At 65.3% G+C, this 15,019-nt stretch carries 16 protein-coding genes; 9 read left to right on the top strand and 7 right to left on the bottom strand.

Annotated features, from left to right (window positions below):
* Positions 1-58: 58 nt before the first annotated feature.
* Both CWS35_RS35145 and CWS35_RS35140 read right to left on the bottom strand, forming a co-directional pair.
* Positions 59-472 (bottom strand): hypothetical protein, encoded by a 414-nt coding sequence (locus CWS35_RS35145; RefSeq protein ID WP_024583959.1) that lies wholly within the window; start codon positions 470-472, stop codon positions 59-61.
* Positions 473-488: 16 nt separating this feature from the next.
* Positions 489-893 carry a DUF350 domain-containing protein gene (locus CWS35_RS35140; RefSeq protein ID WP_024583958.1) on the bottom strand — a complete coding sequence of 135 codons (405 nt, stop codon included), beginning with the start codon at positions 891-893 and terminating at the stop codon, positions 489-491.
* A 223-nt stretch (positions 894-1,116) separates the two neighbouring features.
* Here CWS35_RS35140 and CWS35_RS35135 point away from each other — a divergent pair, with 223 nt between their 5' ends.
* From CWS35_RS35135 to CWS35_RS35130, 3 genes are read left to right on the top strand one after another with little or no spacing between them, the layout of a single operon-like run.
* Positions 1,117-1,374, top strand: coding sequence for a hypothetical protein (locus CWS35_RS35135; protein ID WP_145987261.1), 258 nt, complete (start codon positions 1,117-1,119; stop codon positions 1,372-1,374).
* Positions 1,375-1,393: 19 nt separating this feature from the next.
* Complete coding sequence (locus CWS35_RS39720) at positions 1,394-2,581, top strand: hypothetical protein (protein ID WP_168226421.1); 1,188 nt, start codon at positions 1,394-1,396, stop codon at positions 2,579-2,581.
* 10 nt (positions 2,582-2,591) lie between these two features.
* Complete coding sequence (locus CWS35_RS35130; protein ID WP_168226420.1) at positions 2,592-4,178, top strand: S8 family serine peptidase; 1,587 nt, start codon at positions 2,592-2,594, stop codon at positions 4,176-4,178.
* Positions 4,179-4,238: 60 nt separating this feature from the next.
* Here the strand turns inward: CWS35_RS35130 and ctrA are convergent, their stop codons facing one another.
* The gene (ctrA, locus tag CWS35_RS35125; RefSeq protein WP_016848562.1) at positions 4,239-4,940 is read right to left on the bottom strand and encodes a response regulator transcription factor CtrA; all 702 of its coding nucleotides are present in this window, start codon (positions 4,938-4,940) and stop codon (positions 4,239-4,241) included.
* Between the two features lie 366 nt (positions 4,941-5,306).
* Here ctrA and fliI point away from each other — a divergent pair, with 366 nt between their 5' ends.
* The 4 genes from fliI (at position 5,307) to CWS35_RS35105 (ending at position 8,805) form a co-directional block, all read left to right on the top strand.
* Entirely contained in the window at positions 5,307-6,632 is a 1,326-nt protein-coding gene (gene fliI / locus CWS35_RS35120) for a flagellar protein export ATPase FliI (RefSeq protein WP_100955673.1), read from the top strand.
* A 108-nt stretch (positions 6,633-6,740) separates the two neighbouring features.
* On the top strand, positions 6,741-7,160 hold the full coding sequence (gene fliJ / locus CWS35_RS35115; protein ID WP_024583953.1) for a flagellar export protein FliJ: 420 nt from the start codon (positions 6,741-6,743) through the stop codon (positions 7,158-7,160).
* A 187-nt stretch (positions 7,161-7,347) separates the two neighbouring features.
* Positions 7,348-7,893 (top strand): sigma-70 family RNA polymerase sigma factor, encoded by a 546-nt coding sequence (locus tag CWS35_RS35110; RefSeq protein WP_024583952.1) that lies wholly within the window; start codon positions 7,348-7,350, stop codon positions 7,891-7,893.
* A 3-nt stretch (positions 7,894-7,896) separates the two neighbouring features.
* Positions 7,897-8,805, top strand: a complete 909-nt coding sequence (locus tag CWS35_RS35105; RefSeq protein WP_024583951.1) for an anti-sigma factor domain-containing protein — start codon at positions 7,897-7,899, stop codon at positions 8,803-8,805.
* Positions 8,806-8,811: 6 nt separating this feature from the next.
* Here CWS35_RS35105 and CWS35_RS35100 read toward each other — a convergent pair whose 3' ends face one another.
* A complete protein-coding gene (locus CWS35_RS35100) occupies positions 8,812-10,080 on the bottom strand; it encodes an NAD(P)/FAD-dependent oxidoreductase (RefSeq protein ID WP_168226419.1) in 1,269 nt (422 codons plus the stop codon).
* 115 nt (positions 10,081-10,195) lie between these two features.
* Between CWS35_RS35100 and CWS35_RS35095 the strand changes: the two genes are divergently transcribed.
* Positions 10,196-10,645: a MarR family winged helix-turn-helix transcriptional regulator gene (locus CWS35_RS35095; protein ID WP_210202748.1), complete on the top strand. Its 450-nt coding sequence runs from the start codon at positions 10,196-10,198 to the stop codon at positions 10,643-10,645.
* Positions 10,646-10,773: 128 nt separating this feature from the next.
* On the opposite strand, the gene CWS35_RS35090 is transcribed toward CWS35_RS35095, so the two are convergent.
* Positions 10,774-11,076, bottom strand: a complete 303-nt coding sequence (locus CWS35_RS35090; RefSeq protein WP_024583948.1) for a DUF6506 family protein — start codon at positions 11,074-11,076, stop codon at positions 10,774-10,776.
* Between the two features lie 125 nt (positions 11,077-11,201).
* Here CWS35_RS35090 and CWS35_RS35085 point away from each other — a divergent pair, with 125 nt between their 5' ends.
* The gene (locus CWS35_RS35085) at positions 11,202-12,095 is read left to right on the top strand and encodes a LysR substrate-binding domain-containing protein (protein ID WP_100955670.1); all 894 of its coding nucleotides are present in this window, start codon (positions 11,202-11,204) and stop codon (positions 12,093-12,095) included.
* 189 nt (positions 12,096-12,284) lie between these two features.
* Here the strand turns inward: CWS35_RS35085 and CWS35_RS35080 are convergent, their stop codons facing one another.
* Positions 12,285-12,485 carry a hypothetical protein gene (locus CWS35_RS35080; RefSeq protein ID WP_024583946.1) on the bottom strand — a complete coding sequence of 67 codons (201 nt, stop codon included), beginning with the start codon at positions 12,483-12,485 and terminating at the stop codon, positions 12,285-12,287.
* A 385-nt stretch (positions 12,486-12,870) separates the two neighbouring features.
* The gene (gene flhA, locus CWS35_RS35075) at positions 12,871-15,003 is read right to left on the bottom strand and encodes a flagellar biosynthesis protein FlhA (RefSeq protein ID WP_024583945.1); all 2,133 of its coding nucleotides are present in this window, start codon (positions 15,001-15,003) and stop codon (positions 12,871-12,873) included.
* Between the last annotated feature and the right edge of the window lie 16 nt (positions 15,004-15,019).

The raw sequence follows: 15,019 nt of genomic DNA, 5'->3' as shown, positions 1-15,019 counted from the left end.
TCCATCAGGCCCGATCATCGGGCAAGTGAAAGCGCGCGACGACACGTCAAAGTGTGCATCAGCCGCCGCCGAAGCCGAACGCATGCGCGAACGAGCCGAAGCCGCCGCGGCTCACCGACGAGCTCGACGACGAACCGGATGAGGATGACGAGCCGCTCGACGAGGAGCCGCTGCTATAGAAGCTGGTATGCGACGAGCCGCCGCCCGATCCGGACGACGAACCGCGCGGCGCGCAATCGGCGCCGGGTTGCGGCACGGCGCCGCCCGGCGTGGTCACGCCCGGCGGGGTCGGCTGCACAGGCTGACAGTTCTGTCGCGGCATCAGCGCATAGGCGCCGCCGCCGACCGCGAGCGTGCCCATCACCAGCAGCGCGACATGGCTCGAGCGCTTGGAAGGCGGATCCGGTGGCAGCGGCACCGCCGGCACCACCGGTCGCCGCTTGCCGAATTCCGGGTTGGGTTTGCGCGCCATGGTTCGGCTCAATGGCTCAGTAGATCATGCAGGCCGCGTTCAGCGCGCCGGCCGCCAGCGAGGACAGCCCGAGCCAGATCGCAGCGGCCATCTCGCCGGAGGCGATCCGCGCCGAGAGGTTCGGTACCGGGATCTTCACGATGTAATAGACGATGATCTGCACGATCAGCGCGATGATGCTCCAGATCAGGCAGTCCACCACATTGGCGGAATGGGCGATCGCGCTGACCACCGGCAGCACGAAGCCGAGCAGGCTGAGGCCGAGCGCGATCGCCGCCGCCGGATCATTGTCGCGGATCAGCTGGAATTCGTCATGCGGCGTGACGCGCGTGTAGACGAACAGGTAGGCGACCACGGCGATCAGCGCCGTACAGAAATAGACCAGGAAGGCCGGCAGGCCGGCGAGGGATTGCAGGATCATGTGATGCGCCCGAATTGCCCCAGATCGTCATCCTATAGCTGATTGGTCGCAGTTCGCGAAGCGCCGGTTCGATCCGGCGCGGACTTGTCGACATCGACATGGGGGCACGACCGCCGAAAAATTGCTGCGCGAGGATGTGAGCCGCTTCACAACGGGCATATCGATAGTCGTCTATACGGTATGCAACTAAAAGTACGTGTCGCGAATGGGTTCGGTGATCCCGATGACGACGAGTTTTGGCAATGACATCCTGCCGATGTTTCGACCGGGCGACATCGCCTGCATGACGCCGAAGGGCGTTCGGCTCGGCGACGCCAGTTGGGTCTGCGATCCGGCCGGCAATGACGACTTTCCCGATCATGCCAATGCGCGCCGCGTCTTCGCCGCGCTGTCATCCGGCTTCATGCCGCCTGGTCACCGATGGTCGCAGGACTCGCTCGATCTCTATGCGAGCTGGATGGGAGACGGATTCCAACCTTGAGCCAACTTGGAGAGCAAAGATGAGAAGGTCGATCGATACGCTGCTCGTCTGTGGTCTGTTCATCCTTCCCGCCCTTCCCGCCGTGGCGCAGTCGCCGCCAAATCCCGCGATGACCGCGCCGGATCAGGTGGCCTGGCAGCTCTTCATCCAGGCCAACACGCGTGCCGGCGGCAGCAATTCGACATTCGAGACCTGGGCGAGCGATACCGATCTGTTCCAGCCCAATCCGCAGTTTCCCGCCGCCGCGACACCGCCGGCGCTGCGTCCGGCGATCCTGCCGCAGGTGGCGCGCGAAGGCGTGCAGCAGAGCGGCGGCTTGCTGCCGGCGCTGCCGCCGGGGGTCGCGCAGGGGCAGATGGAGGAAACCCGTCACAACAAGCCGACGTTCGACTTCATCGTTCAGAACAACCTCTACAAGCTGTCGGGCGTGAAGGCCGCATTCGGCAAGACGCTGTCGTTCCCGGTCGATTCGGTCGAGGTGAAGGGCAACTGGGTGCCGGTCAGCGACATCCCGCAATTCACCAACAACAAGGTGACGGTGGCGCAGGCGCCGCAGCTCTATCACGTCAACAGCGCGGGCGGCGTGCAATACGCCCTGGTCTCGATGCATGTGATCAGCAAGCAGGTGCCGAACTGGACCTGGGCGACGTTCGAGCACCGCTTCAATCCGAGCCGCTGCGATATCATCGGTTGCCGCGATGGTTTCGGCGCGCAGACCGCGTTCGTGCCGTCCAACCGTACCGCCGGCCAGGGCTATCCGGATTGCGTGAAGACGCCGGCATTGGCGGCGATGCTGTCGAGCGCGGACATCGATCCGGTCTACAACAATTACTGCCTGAAGGGCTCCCAGGTCGATTTCACCGACAATGTCGGGCTCGATATCAGGGTCGGCAATTCCGTCACCGAGGACGGCTTCGTCGCGACGTCGTCCTGCATCACCTGCCACGGTCGCGCGGCCTTCAAGGCGGACGGCACGCCGTCGTCGCAGGCCGGATTCTTGTCGTTCGGCCCCAATGGCCCGGTCGCTCCGCTCGGACCGCTGCTGCCGGAATGGTACTGGAAGTTCTCGAGCCAGCCGCCGATCTTCGAAGGCAAGCCCGGTCTCACGCAGATCGCGACTGCGGCCGACTTCGTCTGGTCGATTCCGTTCTGCGCGTATGATGATACGCAAAATCCGGTGCAGCCGACACCATGCGGCGGCAAGTGAGACCGCGTTGATGGCGGGCACCTCCGAGCGCAGGGTTCCGCTTGCCGGCAGCAACCGCGCCGCGCCCGAAGGCGCGACGCTGGTCGGCGATGTCGATCCCGACGAGCGGATCACCGTCGTGGTCTATGTCAAGCGGCGCACCCCCGACGCGTTCGCGCCGGGTAGCGCCGGTGACCTGGCCCGGCTCGCCAAACCGGTCACCCGGCATGAGCTCGCGACGCAGCGCCATCGCAGCCATGCCAGCGCCGCCGCGCGGATCACACGACTGGCGGCGGAGCGGGGCTTCACCGTCGTCGCCACCGATCTCGTCGCACGCACGGTGGTGCTTGAAGGCACGGCGAGGCAGATGGCCGAGACCTTCGGCGCGACGCTTCGTACCTATCGTGATGGCGAGCACGTGTTTCGTGCGCGCGTCGGCGCCCTGACGGTGCCGGCCGAGATCGCGCCGTGGACCCGCGCCATTCTCGGCTTCGATCAGCGGCCGCTCCGCACCACGCGGCCGCTGCTGCGGGCCCGTGGCGGCCCGGATGCCGGCAGCGGGCTGTGGCCGACCGACATCGCGGCCCGCTACGGCATTCCGTTGGATCGCGACGTGTCGTCGATCAGCGTCGGCATCATAGCCCTCGGCGGCGGCTATCTCGAAAGCGATCTCGCCGCGGCGCTGGCCGGCATGAACCGGCAGCCGCCGGTCGTCGTCAATGTCCCGCCGACCGGCAATGACAACGGGCTCGGCACCAGCGATGTCGCCGATCAGGAGCTTGCGCTCGATCTCCAGGTGCTTGCCGGCCTGCTGCCGAACAGCAAGATCGTGGTTTACTTCGCCGAGAATTCCGCCGCCGGTCTGACCGAGGCGATCCATCAAGCGGTGTTCGATGAACAGCATGCGCCTCAGGTGATCTCGGTCAGCTGGGGCAGCGCCGAAAAATTCTGGACCGAGCCGGGGCGCGACGCGATGCAGGCGGTCCTCGCCGATGCCGCGCGGCTGCGCGTCAGCGTGCTGTTCGCCTCCGGCGACCAGCTCGCAACCAGCGGCCTGACCGACGGCAAGGTCCACGTCTGGTTTCCCGCCTCGAGCCCCTATGCGACGAGCTGCGGCGGCACGCAGCCAGGACCTGCCGCGGGCAATGGGTCGGCCGCGGCGGACGCGGTCTGGAACGCGGGCACGATCGGCACCGGCGGCGGCATCAGCGACGCGTTTCCCGTGCCCGACTATCAATCGCACCTGACACTGCCGAAATCGCAGAACGACGGCGCGATCCGGCGCGGCGTTCCTGATGTCGCCTGCGCGGCCGCGGCAAGCCCGGGCTATCGCATCATCGTCAACGGTCAACCGATGGCGATGAGCGGGACCAGCGCCGCGACACCGCTATGGGCCGCCCTCGTCGCCATGGCTGTCGCCGCGCGCGGCGAGCAGATCGGCTTTCTCAACGCGGCACTTTATTCCAACCCCGACGCTTTCCGTGCGGTCGAGCAGGGCAACAACCGCGTCGGCGGCAAGGGCTACGATGCCGGCCCTGGCTGGAGCGCCTGCACCGGGCTTGGCGTGCCGAAGGGCGCGGATCTCCTCGCCGCCCTGACCACGGTCCCGGTGGCGTGACATCGCAAACAAAAACCCCGCCATTTGCGGCGGGGTTGAGGAGGTTTGCTGTAGAAAGCGTCAGGCGGGAATGCGTTCGTCGGCCTCGTGCGGCTCGCGCAGCACATAGCCGCGGCCCCACACGGTCTCGATGAAATTGCGGCCCTCGGAGGCGTTGGCGAGCTTCTTGCGCAGCTTACAGATGAAGACGTCGATGATCTTCAGCTCCGGCTCGTCCATGCCGCCGTAGAGATGGTTGAGGAACATTTCCTTGGTGAGGGTGGTGCCCTTGCGGAGCGAGAGCAGCTCCAGCATCTGGTATTCCTTGCCGGTCAGGTGCACGCGCTGGCCACCGACCTCGACCGTCTTGGTGTCGAGATTGACCACGAGATCGCCGGTCTGGATGACCGACTGGGCGTGACCCTTGGAGCGGCGCACGATCGCATGGATGCGGGCGACCAGTTCGTCCTTGTGGAAGGGCTTGGTCATGTAATCGTCGGCGCCGACGCCGAGACCCTTGACCTTGTCCTCGATGCCGGCGAGGCCGGAGAGGATCAGAATGGGGGTTTTGATCTTCGACACCCGGAGCTGCTTGAGCACGTCGTAACCGGACATGTCGGGCAGGTTCAGGTCGAGAAGGATGATGTCGTAGTCGTAAAGTTTGCCGAGATCGACGCCCTCTTCGCCGAGGTCCGTCGTGTAGACGTTGAAACTCTCGGACTTGAGCATCAATTCGATCGACTGCGCGACGGCGCTGTCATCTTCAATCAGCAAAACGCGCATGCCAGTCCCCTATAGTCGCCGCTCCGGGCGTCAGGTCGGCCGCACTTGCGGCACTCACAAAACGCCTTTGACAACTGATTCGGATCCTGACGAGATATGGTTAACAAAAACTGATTCCTCTGCGCAAGCTCTAACCGTGCAATTTTTGTCGAATCGCCCTAAGATATTGCGTAGAAGAAGCTTTTCCTACCCGCTCTCGTTCAGATTCCACATTAAGAGCCGGGCCTAACCGACTCTCGCGACTCGCCCTTCTTCTGATGGGCAAGCGACCTCAGTCACCAAAGACAGTGACGCAATGATTAATGATGCGGGTAAACACGAAGTTAAGCGGCCGCCGCAAAATTGCGGAAACTTAAGGTTTTCGCAATGAAGGCGCTCGCGGAGCAGATAGGCGACATCGACGGAGTCAATATTTATGGCCGCGTCGTCGGCGTTCGCGGGCTCATGGTCGAGATCGCCGGACCCATCCACGCGATGTCGGTCGGCGCGCGCATCGTGATCGACGTCGGCGCCGGCCGCTTCATCCCGGCCGAAGTGATCGGCTTCTCCGGCGAGAACGCGGTGGTGATGCCGTTCGGCGGGCTCGATGGCGTCAGGCGGGGTTGCCGCGCCGTCATCGCCAATGCGGCGAGCCAGGTGCGGCCGTCGCCGGCCTGGCTCGGTCGCGTCGTCAACGCGATGGGCGAGCCGATCGACGGCAAGGGGCCGCTGGTGCAGGGCGCCTCGCCGATGCCCTACCGCAACTCGCCGCCGCCGGCGCATTCGCGCAAGCGGGTCGGTCCGCCGCTCGATCTCGGCGTGCGCGGCCTTAACACTTTCCTGACCTGCTGCCGCGGCCAGCGGCTCGGCATCTTCGCCGGCTCGGGCGTCGGCAAGTCGGTACTGCTGTCGATGCTGGCGCGCAACGTCGATGCGGCGATCTCGGTGATCGGCCTGATCGGCGAGCGCGGCCGCGAGGTGCAGGAGTTCCTCCAGGAGGATCTCGGCGAGGAGGGGCTGGCGCGCTCGGTCGTGGTGGTCGCGACATCGGACGAGCCGGCGCTGATGCGGCGCCAGGCGGCGTACCTCACGCTCGCCATCGCCGAGTATTTCCGCGACGAGGACCAGGACGTGCTGTGCCTGATGGATTCGGTGACGCGCTTTGCGATGGCGCAGCGCGAGATCGGGCTCTCGGCCGGCGAGCCGCCGACCGCGAAAGGCTACACGCCGACCGTGTTCACCGAATTGCCGAAACTGCTGGAGCGGGCAGGGCCGGGCACTGGCGACGGCACCATCACCGCGATCTTCACGGTGCTGGTCGATGGCGACGATCACAATGAGCCGATCGCGGACGCGGTGCGCGGCATCCTCGACGGTCATATTGTGATGCAGCGGGCGATCGCCGAGCGCGGCCGCTATCCCGCGGTCAACATCCTCAAATCGGTCTCGCGCACCATGCCGCGCGCCGCCGACCCCAACTTCCTGCCCTTCATCACCAAGGCGCGGCAGGTGATGGCGACCTATGCCGACATGGAGGAACTGATCCGGCTCGGTGCCTACCGGCCGGGTTCCAGTCCCGAGGTCGACGAGGCGATCCGGCTGCATGAGCCGCTGGAAAGCTTCCTGCGCCAGGCCAAGGACGAGGCGACCAGCCTGGACGACGGCTACCGGCAACTGGCTCAAATCCTGTCGGGTTTGGAAACGGAACGCTAACTTTGTCAGGCCATCATCCCCGGCACACCATAGCTATGCCGGCGGGGCCCAGGGGGGAGCCGGTTCTGTCCCGCGTTCAGAATGGGGACTTCTGGGGAGTATGAGTCGATGAAGTCACGTGAAACGCTGATCCGCCTGAAGAAATTTCAGGTCGATGAAAAGCGCCGCCGGGTTACCCAGATCGAAGGCATGATCGCCGACTTCCAGCGCATGTCGGTCGAGCTCGAGCGCGAGATCCAGACCGAGCAGGAGCGCGCCGGGATCAACGACCCCACGCATTTCGCCTATCCCACCTATGCCAAGGCAGCGATCCAGCGCCGCGAAAACCTGACCCGCTCGGCCGACGAACTGCGCGCCCAGCTCGATGACGCCAAGGCGCTGCTGTCGGAAGCCTTCGAGGAACTGAAGAAGGTCGAGCTGCTCGACGAGCGCGACCAGGCACGTGAGCGCGCCGAAGAGACCGCCCGCGAACAGGCGGACATGGATTCGATCGGCCTGATGCGCGCCCGCCTCGGCGTCATCGCCTGAGGCAGGCCTCTACCTTCGACCAGATGAGAGCCCGGGCCGTTCGCCCGGGCTTTTTGTTTGGCGCTGTCCACAAGCCAGGCCACTTGGCGGATCGTGGTGTCGCAAAATATGCTACCACCGGTTCAGGCGATGATCGGCGACACGGTGGCAATGAAGCGATGGGGGATACAGGCTTGGAGGGCGCAAGATGCTGACGCCGGCTGAGCTGGTCTGGCTGATCGCCGCCGTCGCGAAGGGGGATGAGGCCGCCTTCGAGCGGCTGTACGCCGCGACACGCTCGAAACTCTTTGGCGTCGTGCTCCGTATCTTGCGGCGACAGGACCTCGCCGAGGAGGTCATTCAGGAGGCTTACGTCAAGATCTGGAACAGCGCCGGGCAGTTCAACCCAGCCCTGTCTTCTCCGATCACGTGGATGACGTCGATCGCGCGCAACCGCGCCATCGACGTGGTGCGCAAGCGCGGCGAAACCTCGCTCGAAGAGGAGCCGGCGGCGATGGAAGTCGCCGCAGACTCGCCCGATCCGCTGGCGCGTCGGGAAATGACGGAAGAGTTGAAGCGGTTGCTGGAGTGCGTCGGTCGTCTGGAACCTGATCGTCAGAAGCTCGTGCTGCTCGCCTATTACAACGGCTGGAGCCGCGAGCAGCTTGCCGCAAAGTTCGAAACGCCGGTCAACACGGTGAAGACCTGGCTGCGTCGCAGCCTGATGGATATCCGGGAGTGTCTTGGACTCTGATTGATGGCCTATAGCGAAGACCATATCGCGCTCGCCGCGGAATATGCACTCGGTACACTCGATGCCGAGGAGCGTACGCAGGTCGAGACCATGATGGCGGTCGACACCGAGTTCGCCGCCCTCGTGCAGGCCTGGGAGTTCAGGCTCGGTCCGCTCAACCAGATGGTCGGCCTGGTCGAGCCTGGTCCGGCCGTCTGGGAGAACATCAAGGCCGCGATCGGTCACGGCGGCGTGGCGCAGGCGCCGCTCATGCTGCCCGAGGCGCCGCCGATCTCGCCGCCACCGCCGCCCGCGGAGGTGCCGGACGTCGCGCCTGCGGAGATCCGGCAGCCGGCCGTCGTCGACGACGGCAATGTGATCGCGCTTGCCGGTCGGGTGAAGCGCTGGCGCGGCATCGCCTCGGCCGCGACCGCGATCGCGGCTGCGCTGCTGGTCACGCTCGGCTTGCAGGTCTACCGGCCCGATGCCCTGCCGAACGCGATCCGGCCGAAGCCGCGGATCCAGACCGTCGAAGTGAAGACGCCGGCGCCGGCTTTCGTGCCGTCGGCGCAATATGTCGCGCTGTTGCAGGGCCAGAATGGCGGGCCGGCCTTCATCCTGACCATCGATGGCGCGACCAAGAACTTCACCGTCCGCAAGGTCGGCGCGGCGTCCGAGCCCGGCAAGAGCTTCGAGCTCTGGCTGATCTCCGACAAGCTGCCGCAACCGCGCTCGCTCGGCGTGATCGGCGCTGACGATTTCACCACGCGTCCGGTGCTCTCGGGCTACGACCCCGACGTGATCGATGGCGCGACCTACGCGGTGACGGTCGAGCAGGCCGGTGGCTCGCCGAGCGGGCAGCCGACTTCGGCGCCGATCTTCACTGGCAAGCTGATCGAGACCGTGCCGTCCGGTTCGGGCACGCCGCGCTGACTGCGGTCAGCGGCCGCGCTGAAGCCGTGCCTTGAGCGACGGAATCCAGTCGGCGGCCCGCAGCGCCGCCTTGACGCGAAACCGCGCCAGCCCGCCTTCGGCATGGAAGCGCTCCATATCAGCAAGCGACGTTCGAACGGCACCAAAGCCGTATTCGATCATCTCGCGCTCATAATGCGCCAGCGCGGGGATCAGCTCCTGCTCGCCGCGGACCCAGGCCGAAAGGGCCGTGCGGAGCACCGCCGCCCCGCGCAACGCGGTGTTGGCACCGGTTCCGCGAAACGGGGTCATATTGTGTAGAGCGTCGCCCAGCAACGTCACGTTGCGCGTAGCCCAGTGGTCGATCGGAACCGAAGTCTTCACCGCGAATGCCGAGATCGTGGATGGATCAGCCATTTCGACCAGGCGCCTGAGCGAGGGGTGCCAGATTTCCATCCGCGAGCGCACGACGTTCTTCAATCCATTGCCGTCGAGCTCGTTGAGGTCGACGGACGCGAACGCCCGACGCCGGGCGGAGAAGCCCCACATCACGAATGCCTGCCGTTCGATCGGGGAAACATCCGGGTCGGCCAGTAGATCGTCCTCGGCGTGGCGGTACTCGACGGCATTCGCGAACAGAAAGCCGCCACCCGGGCCGAGCACCGGTGTCGGTCCGCGCAGGATGGGGGCTGGAATTGCCGCCCGGTTGTCGTCGTCGAGCGCGAACTTGCCGTTGATGGCGAGGACGTCCGTTTCGACCCGGCGGGCCTGCGGCAGCAGCTCTCGGCGTACGCGGGAGGCCGCGCCGTCTGCGCCGACCACGACATCGCCCGCCGCGGTGCTGCCGTCCTCGAAATGCGCGATGACGGACCCGTCCGGGCCATCGGCGAAGCCGGAGAACGTCTTGCCGAAATGGGTGATGGCATCGAGACCGTCGAGCAGGATGCGACGAAGTGCGGTGCGCGTGATCGGGCGCTCCGCGTCGGGATCGCGGCGGTCGCTGTGCGGGAAGTCGATTGCCAGCAGACGGTGCAACCGATGATCGACGAACGTGATGCCCTGGCTCGGGTCGGCGGAGTTTGCAACCAGCCTGTCGAACAGCCTTGCCGGCAAGCAATCGCGAAGCGCGGCAGCGCCGGTCGCGCTGATGCTCAGCCGATAACCACCCTGGCGATCGGTCGGCGAATGGTCGCGCTCGAACACCTCGACGTCGACGCCGTCCGACTTCAAGCCGTGCGCCAGGCAGAGCCCGCCAGTTCCGGCCCCGACGATGATGACTCTTGGTGGACGCTTCACGGTCTTCTCCCGCGTCAGTGGGTGTATCGGCAAAGCCGGGCAATGCCCCACGATTGCCAAAGCAGCAGGCAAGCCATAATATCAGCTTCCTTATATATTATATCAGGGACCTGATATGTCAAGCCCGACCGGAATGCCGGCGCCGGTTTCCGCCGCGCTGGGATACACCATCAAGCTCGCGCAGCACGCGCTGAGATTGCGGGTCGATGACGCGATCCGACCGCTCGGCATCACCGCGCCGCAATTCGCAGTCCTCGTCGCCGTCGATCTGGACCCCGGCATTTCAAATGCGGCGCTGGCGCGCGCAGCCTTCGTGACCCCGCAATCGATGCAGGGCATCGTTGCTAATCTCGAGCGCGACGGCCTGCTTCGGCGCAGCGCCGATCCGTTGCACGGCCGGATCCTGCGCAGCGAACTGACCCGTTCGGGGCGCAGCGTGCTTGGAAGGGCGCATGCGGCCGTCGCCGCGATCGAGGAGCGGATGACCAATTCGTTGAAGAGCGCGGAGATCGAACAGCTCTCGATGCTGCTGCGGCGCTGCATCGATAATCTGCTTCAGCCGTGACCTGCCGGTCGATCCGAACAGGAAAACGCCGGTGGCGTGCGGGTGCTTTCGATGTCGTCCGCAGCGGTAGCTCCAAGCGGAGCCACCGATCCGGATCATTCAGGCTGCGCGCTGCGCATCCGTCGGCTTCAATCGCGGAACAGCTCGTGCATGGGCGTGATCGCCTCCGGGCCATATCCGACGGAGCCCACCGGTATCTTGCCGCCGATCGCCTCGATCACGCGCGCTGTCCAGATCGGACCGAAGCCGCCGCACAGCTCGAGCAATTGAACGCCCTCCGCGACCAGTTGCTCGGCGACCCCGACGCCTTGCGACGGCTCGCTGACGCCGATCGCGATCATCTCGAAACGATCGGATTTCATCACGCTACGGTGTCGGGTCGGGTCGAGCCCGCCGCCGGTCACGACGAAACCAAACTTTGTGAGTGCCACCAGAACGTCTCCCATGAGTCAGGGCTCCGCTGATCAGCCAGCGTGCCTCATCGACTTCCAGATGGCTGACCGGCTATAGTCCTGTCCAATGCGTATTTGGACCCAGTTGAGACCGGGAAGGACTGATGCTCGATCTTCAAAGGCTCAGATACTTCGTCGCCGTCGCGGAGCTGGAGAACGTCGGACGGGCGGCTAGATTGCTGCATCTGACGCAGTCGCCGCTCAGCCGGCAGATTCAATGCCTCGAAGCCGATCTTGGCATCATGCTGTTCCAGCGATCCAAGAAGCGGCTCAAGCTGACCGCTGCGGGACGTGATTTTCTCGTTGAAGCGAAGGCGCTGCTGTCGCATGGCGCAAGGGTGGAGGGCCGCGCGCGTGCGATCGCAACGGGATCGGCCGGCTCGCTGGTGATCGGCTATGTCGCCGGAGCGCTGCATGCCGGCGTCCTGGCGCGGTGGTTGAGGGCGCATGCTCAACGCGTGCCGGATGTCGAGATCGAGCTGAAGAACGTGCGGTCGCACGATCAGCACCGACAGCTTGTTGCCCGCGAGATCGATATCGGATTCGCACACGCCCGCCCGGGCCAGGACGAGCCGGTGCGATCGAAGCTGATCTACCAGGAAGCATTCAAGCTCGCCGTCCCCAGGGCAAGCAAATACGGTGCAGCGCCATCGGCGCGCGAACTGAGCAAGGCAAAATTCATCGCGTGGCCGGGATCGGGCGCCGCCGGAGGACGAAGCGAACTGGTCGAGGCATGCCGCGCTGCGGGCTTCGAGCCGGACATTCGCTATGAAGCCGCCGATCCCCTGGCCGTGCTGGAAATGGTCGGCGCCGGTCTTGGTCTGGCCGTCGTGCAAGCCAGTCTCGCGCGGATCAAGCCGCGAACCGTGTCATTCGCCGATCTGCCGCGCGGCTTCGACATGACGATGTCGATCCATCTGACATGCGCCGACGCATGCGCACCAGCGGCCGAGACATTCTTCGATCTCTCCGTCGCACCTGCTGGCTCGGCACCGTAGCGCGACCGAGATTGACCGGCCCGGACGCGCCTCAGCGCTCCGCACAAAAAGAAAACGCCCGTGGGGAGCGGGCGTTTTCGATAGTCAACTTGGGGGTAGTTGGGGGTCTTAAATATCCACGTAGCGACTTTGGGGGGCTGTAAAGAGCCACGTGAATTCCGTAAATTCTCCTGTTAGCAAACCTCTCTGCTAGCGAACTAGCGAGTTGCTCGAGCTCGTGATCGCAACCGGCTTGCCGGCCTTCACGATACGCGCCGTCTGGGTGTAACCCTCGTCCGACGAGTTGTGCGCCGTGATCCCGAAGCCAGCGACCAGAATACCGGCCACCAGAGCCACAACCACAATCTTCAGGTGCGTCGTCCGATCGGCGCTGTAGATCGAGTGGTTCATGGAAGTCTCCTGCCGCCTTCCTGCTCTGTAAATCTGTCGGTTCGGTCTGTCGTCCGGTTCAACGTCTCGTGCCTCGCTAACGTAGGATTTGCCGATTCCGTTCCATAGAGGGCATCACAAAGCCGTGATCAGACGTGATCGGCCGCGATCAAAAATCGTCCTGGGGTGACGAAAGTCATATTAATAACTTGTAATATCAGTATCTTGCTTCCCTGGTCGGCCACGGCGCCCGAGATCGGGCCGTTTCGGACAGTTCCACATAAATCAGTTGCCTGTGGCGAGAAAGCACAGGCCGAAATGCGAGTGATTTGCGGCGGCTAGAGCGGTTTCGAGCCGGGCGGAACGCCGGCTCACCCAGGGAAAACGTTGGCCCGACAGTAAGCGACTAGACGCTGCCGACCGTCTTCAACCGGGCGCGGGGATGGATTTCGGCCTGCGACAAGACGGTGGTCTGCGAGCGGAACCGTTCCACCAGGGAGCGAACGAACGGCCGGATCGCGGCCGACGTCACCAGCACCGGCGCTTCGCCTTCGCGCGCCGCCTGCTCGAAGGCGTTGCGCACGGCGGTCATGAACTCGGACAGTTTCGACGGCTGCATCGCCAGGCTGCGATCGTCGCCCTGGCCGACGATCGATTCCGCGAACGCCTGCTCCCACCGTGCCGACAGCGCGATCAGCGGCAGGTAGCCATTCGGCGAGGTGTTCTGCGCGCAGATCTGCCGCGCGAGGCGGGCGCGAACGTGCTCGACCATGGTGGCCGGATTGCGCGAGAACGCCAGCGCGTCGGCGATGCCCTCGAGGATGGTCGACAGATCGCGGATCGAGATGCGTTCGGCGAGCAGCAATTGCAGCACGCGCTGGATGCCCGACACCGTGACCTGGCTCGGCACGATGTCCTTGATCAATTCGCCCTGCTCCTTCGGCAGGTCCTTCAGGAGCTTCTGAACCTCGCCATAGGACAGCAGGTCCGACATGTTGGTCTTGAGCAGCTCGGTCAGGTGCGTCGACAGCACGGTGGCGGCGTCGACCACGGTGTAGCCCTTCAGCGCCGCCTCCTCCTTCAGGCCGGCATCGACCCAGGTCGCCGGCAGGCCGAAGGTCGGCTCGATGGTGTGGACGCCGGGCAGTTGCACCTGGTTGCCGGCGGGGTCCATGACCATGAACTGGCTCGGCCAGATCTTGCCGGTGCCGGCGTCGACTTCCTTGATCTTGATGACGTAGCTGTTGGCTTCGAGCTGGACGTTGTCGAGGATGCGCACCGCGGGCATCACAAAGCCCATCTCGATCGCCAGCGAGCGGCGCAGCGCCTTGATCTGCTCGGTCAGCCGGTCGGTGCCGTCGGGGCCGTTGACCAGCGGCAGCAGCGCGTAGCCGAGCTCGATCTTGAGGTCGTCGATCTTGAGCGCGGCGGCGATCGGCTCCTCGGCGGCCGCCGCTGCGGCTGCCGCTGCCGCGGCGGGGGCGGTGGCTGCGGCTGTTTCGGCCGCCTTCGCAGCCCGCTTCTGCTTGCGCGCGGTCCAGGCCAGCGCCGCGGCGCCGGAGCCGAGCGCCAGGAACGGCAGCGTCGGAATGCCCGGCAGCAGCGCCAGCACCAGCATCACGCCGGCCGACATGCCGAGGGCCTGCGGATAGCCGGAGAGCTGGCGCATCAGCGCCTTGTCGGCGGCGCCGGTGATGCCGGCCTTGGAGACGAGCAGACCGGCCGCGGTCGAGACGATCAGCGCGGGCACCTGGGTGACGAGGCCGTCGCCGACCGTCAGCACGGTGTAGGTGCGGGCGGCCTCGCTGAAGGAGAGGCCCTGCTGGGCGACGCCGATGATGATGCCGCCGACGACGTTGATGCCGACGATCAGGAGGCCGGCGATGGCGTCGCCGCGGACGAATTTCGAGGCACCGTCCATGGCGCCGAAGAAGCCGCTTTCATCCTCCAGCGCCTTGCGGCGCTCCTTGGCGGCCTTCTCGTCGATCAGGCCGGCGGACAGGTCGGCGTCGATCGCCATCTGCTTGCCGGGCATCGAGTCCAGTTGGAAGCGCGCCGCGACTTCGGCGATACGGCCCGAACCCTTGGTGATGACCACGAAGTTCACGATCACCAGGATCGCGAACACGATGATGCCGATCACGAAGTTGCCGCCCATCACGAAGTTGCCGAACGCCTCGATGACGTGGCCGGCGGCCGCCGTGCCCTCGTGGCCATGGCTCAGGATCAGCCGGGTCGAGGCCATGTTCAGCGACAGCCGCAGCATGGTCGAGATCAGCAGGATGGTCGGGAATGACGAGAATTCCAGCGGCGCCTGGATGAACAGCGAGGTCATCAGGATCAGGATCGAGACCGTGATCGAGACCGCCAGGAAGAGATCGAGCACGATCGCGGGCAGCGGCAGGATCAGCACCACCAGGATGGTGAGGACGCCGAGTGCCAGCGCGAGATCGCCGCGCTTCAAAACATCGGCAATCTCGCCGAGGCTCGGCAATCCGCTCTTGCCTGCCGTGCCCTGACCCGCCGTGACGTCGACCATGGTAGCCGCTCTCCCC

Source organism: Bradyrhizobium sp. SK17 (assembly GCF_002831585.1).
In the GTDB taxonomy this organism is placed as follows: Bacteria; Pseudomonadota; Alphaproteobacteria; order Rhizobiales; family Xanthobacteraceae; genus Bradyrhizobium.
Note: the sequence above shows the minus strand (reverse complement) of the source record. Positions and strands in the feature narration are given on the sequence as shown.

Coding starts and splice junctions, on each gene's coding strand:
- CWS35_RS35080 (WP_024583946.1), bottom strand. CDS start 12,485: ATGAACCACTCGATCTACAGCGCCGATCGGACGACGCACCTGAAGATT.
- CWS35_RS35145 (WP_024583959.1), bottom strand. CDS start 472: ATGGCGCGCAAACCCAACCCGGAATTCGGCAAGCGGCGACCGGTGGTG.
- ctrA (WP_016848562.1), bottom strand. CDS start 4,940: ATGCGCGTTTTGCTGATTGAAGATGACAGCGCCGTCGCGCAGTCGATC.
- CWS35_RS35110 (WP_024583952.1), top strand. CDS start 7,348: ATGCTGACGCCGGCTGAGCTGGTCTGGCTGATCGCCGCCGTCGCGAAG.
- CWS35_RS35135 (WP_145987261.1), top strand. CDS start 1,117: ATGACGACGAGTTTTGGCAATGACATCCTGCCGATGTTTCGACCGGGC.
- fliJ (WP_024583953.1), top strand. CDS start 6,741: ATGAAGTCACGTGAAACGCTGATCCGCCTGAAGAAATTTCAGGTCGAT.
- CWS35_RS39720 (WP_168226421.1), top strand. CDS start 1,394: ATGAGAAGGTCGATCGATACGCTGCTCGTCTGTGGTCTGTTCATCCTT.
- CWS35_RS35085 (WP_100955670.1), top strand. CDS start 11,202: ATGCTCGATCTTCAAAGGCTCAGATACTTCGTCGCCGTCGCGGAGCTG.
- flhA (WP_024583945.1), bottom strand. CDS start 15,003: ATGGTCGACGTCACGGCGGGTCAGGGCACGGCAGGCAAGAGCGGATTG.
- CWS35_RS35095 (WP_210202748.1), top strand. CDS start 10,196: ATGTCAAGCCCGACCGGAATGCCGGCGCCGGTTTCCGCCGCGCTGGGA.
- CWS35_RS35130 (WP_168226420.1), top strand. CDS start 2,592: ATGGCGGGCACCTCCGAGCGCAGGGTTCCGCTTGCCGGCAGCAACCGC.
- CWS35_RS35105 (WP_024583951.1), top strand. CDS start 7,897: ATGGCCTATAGCGAAGACCATATCGCGCTCGCCGCGGAATATGCACTC.
- CWS35_RS35140 (WP_024583958.1), bottom strand. CDS start 893: ATGATCCTGCAATCCCTCGCCGGCCTGCCGGCCTTCCTGGTCTATTTC.
- fliI (WP_100955673.1), top strand. CDS start 5,307: ATGAAGGCGCTCGCGGAGCAGATAGGCGACATCGACGGAGTCAATATT.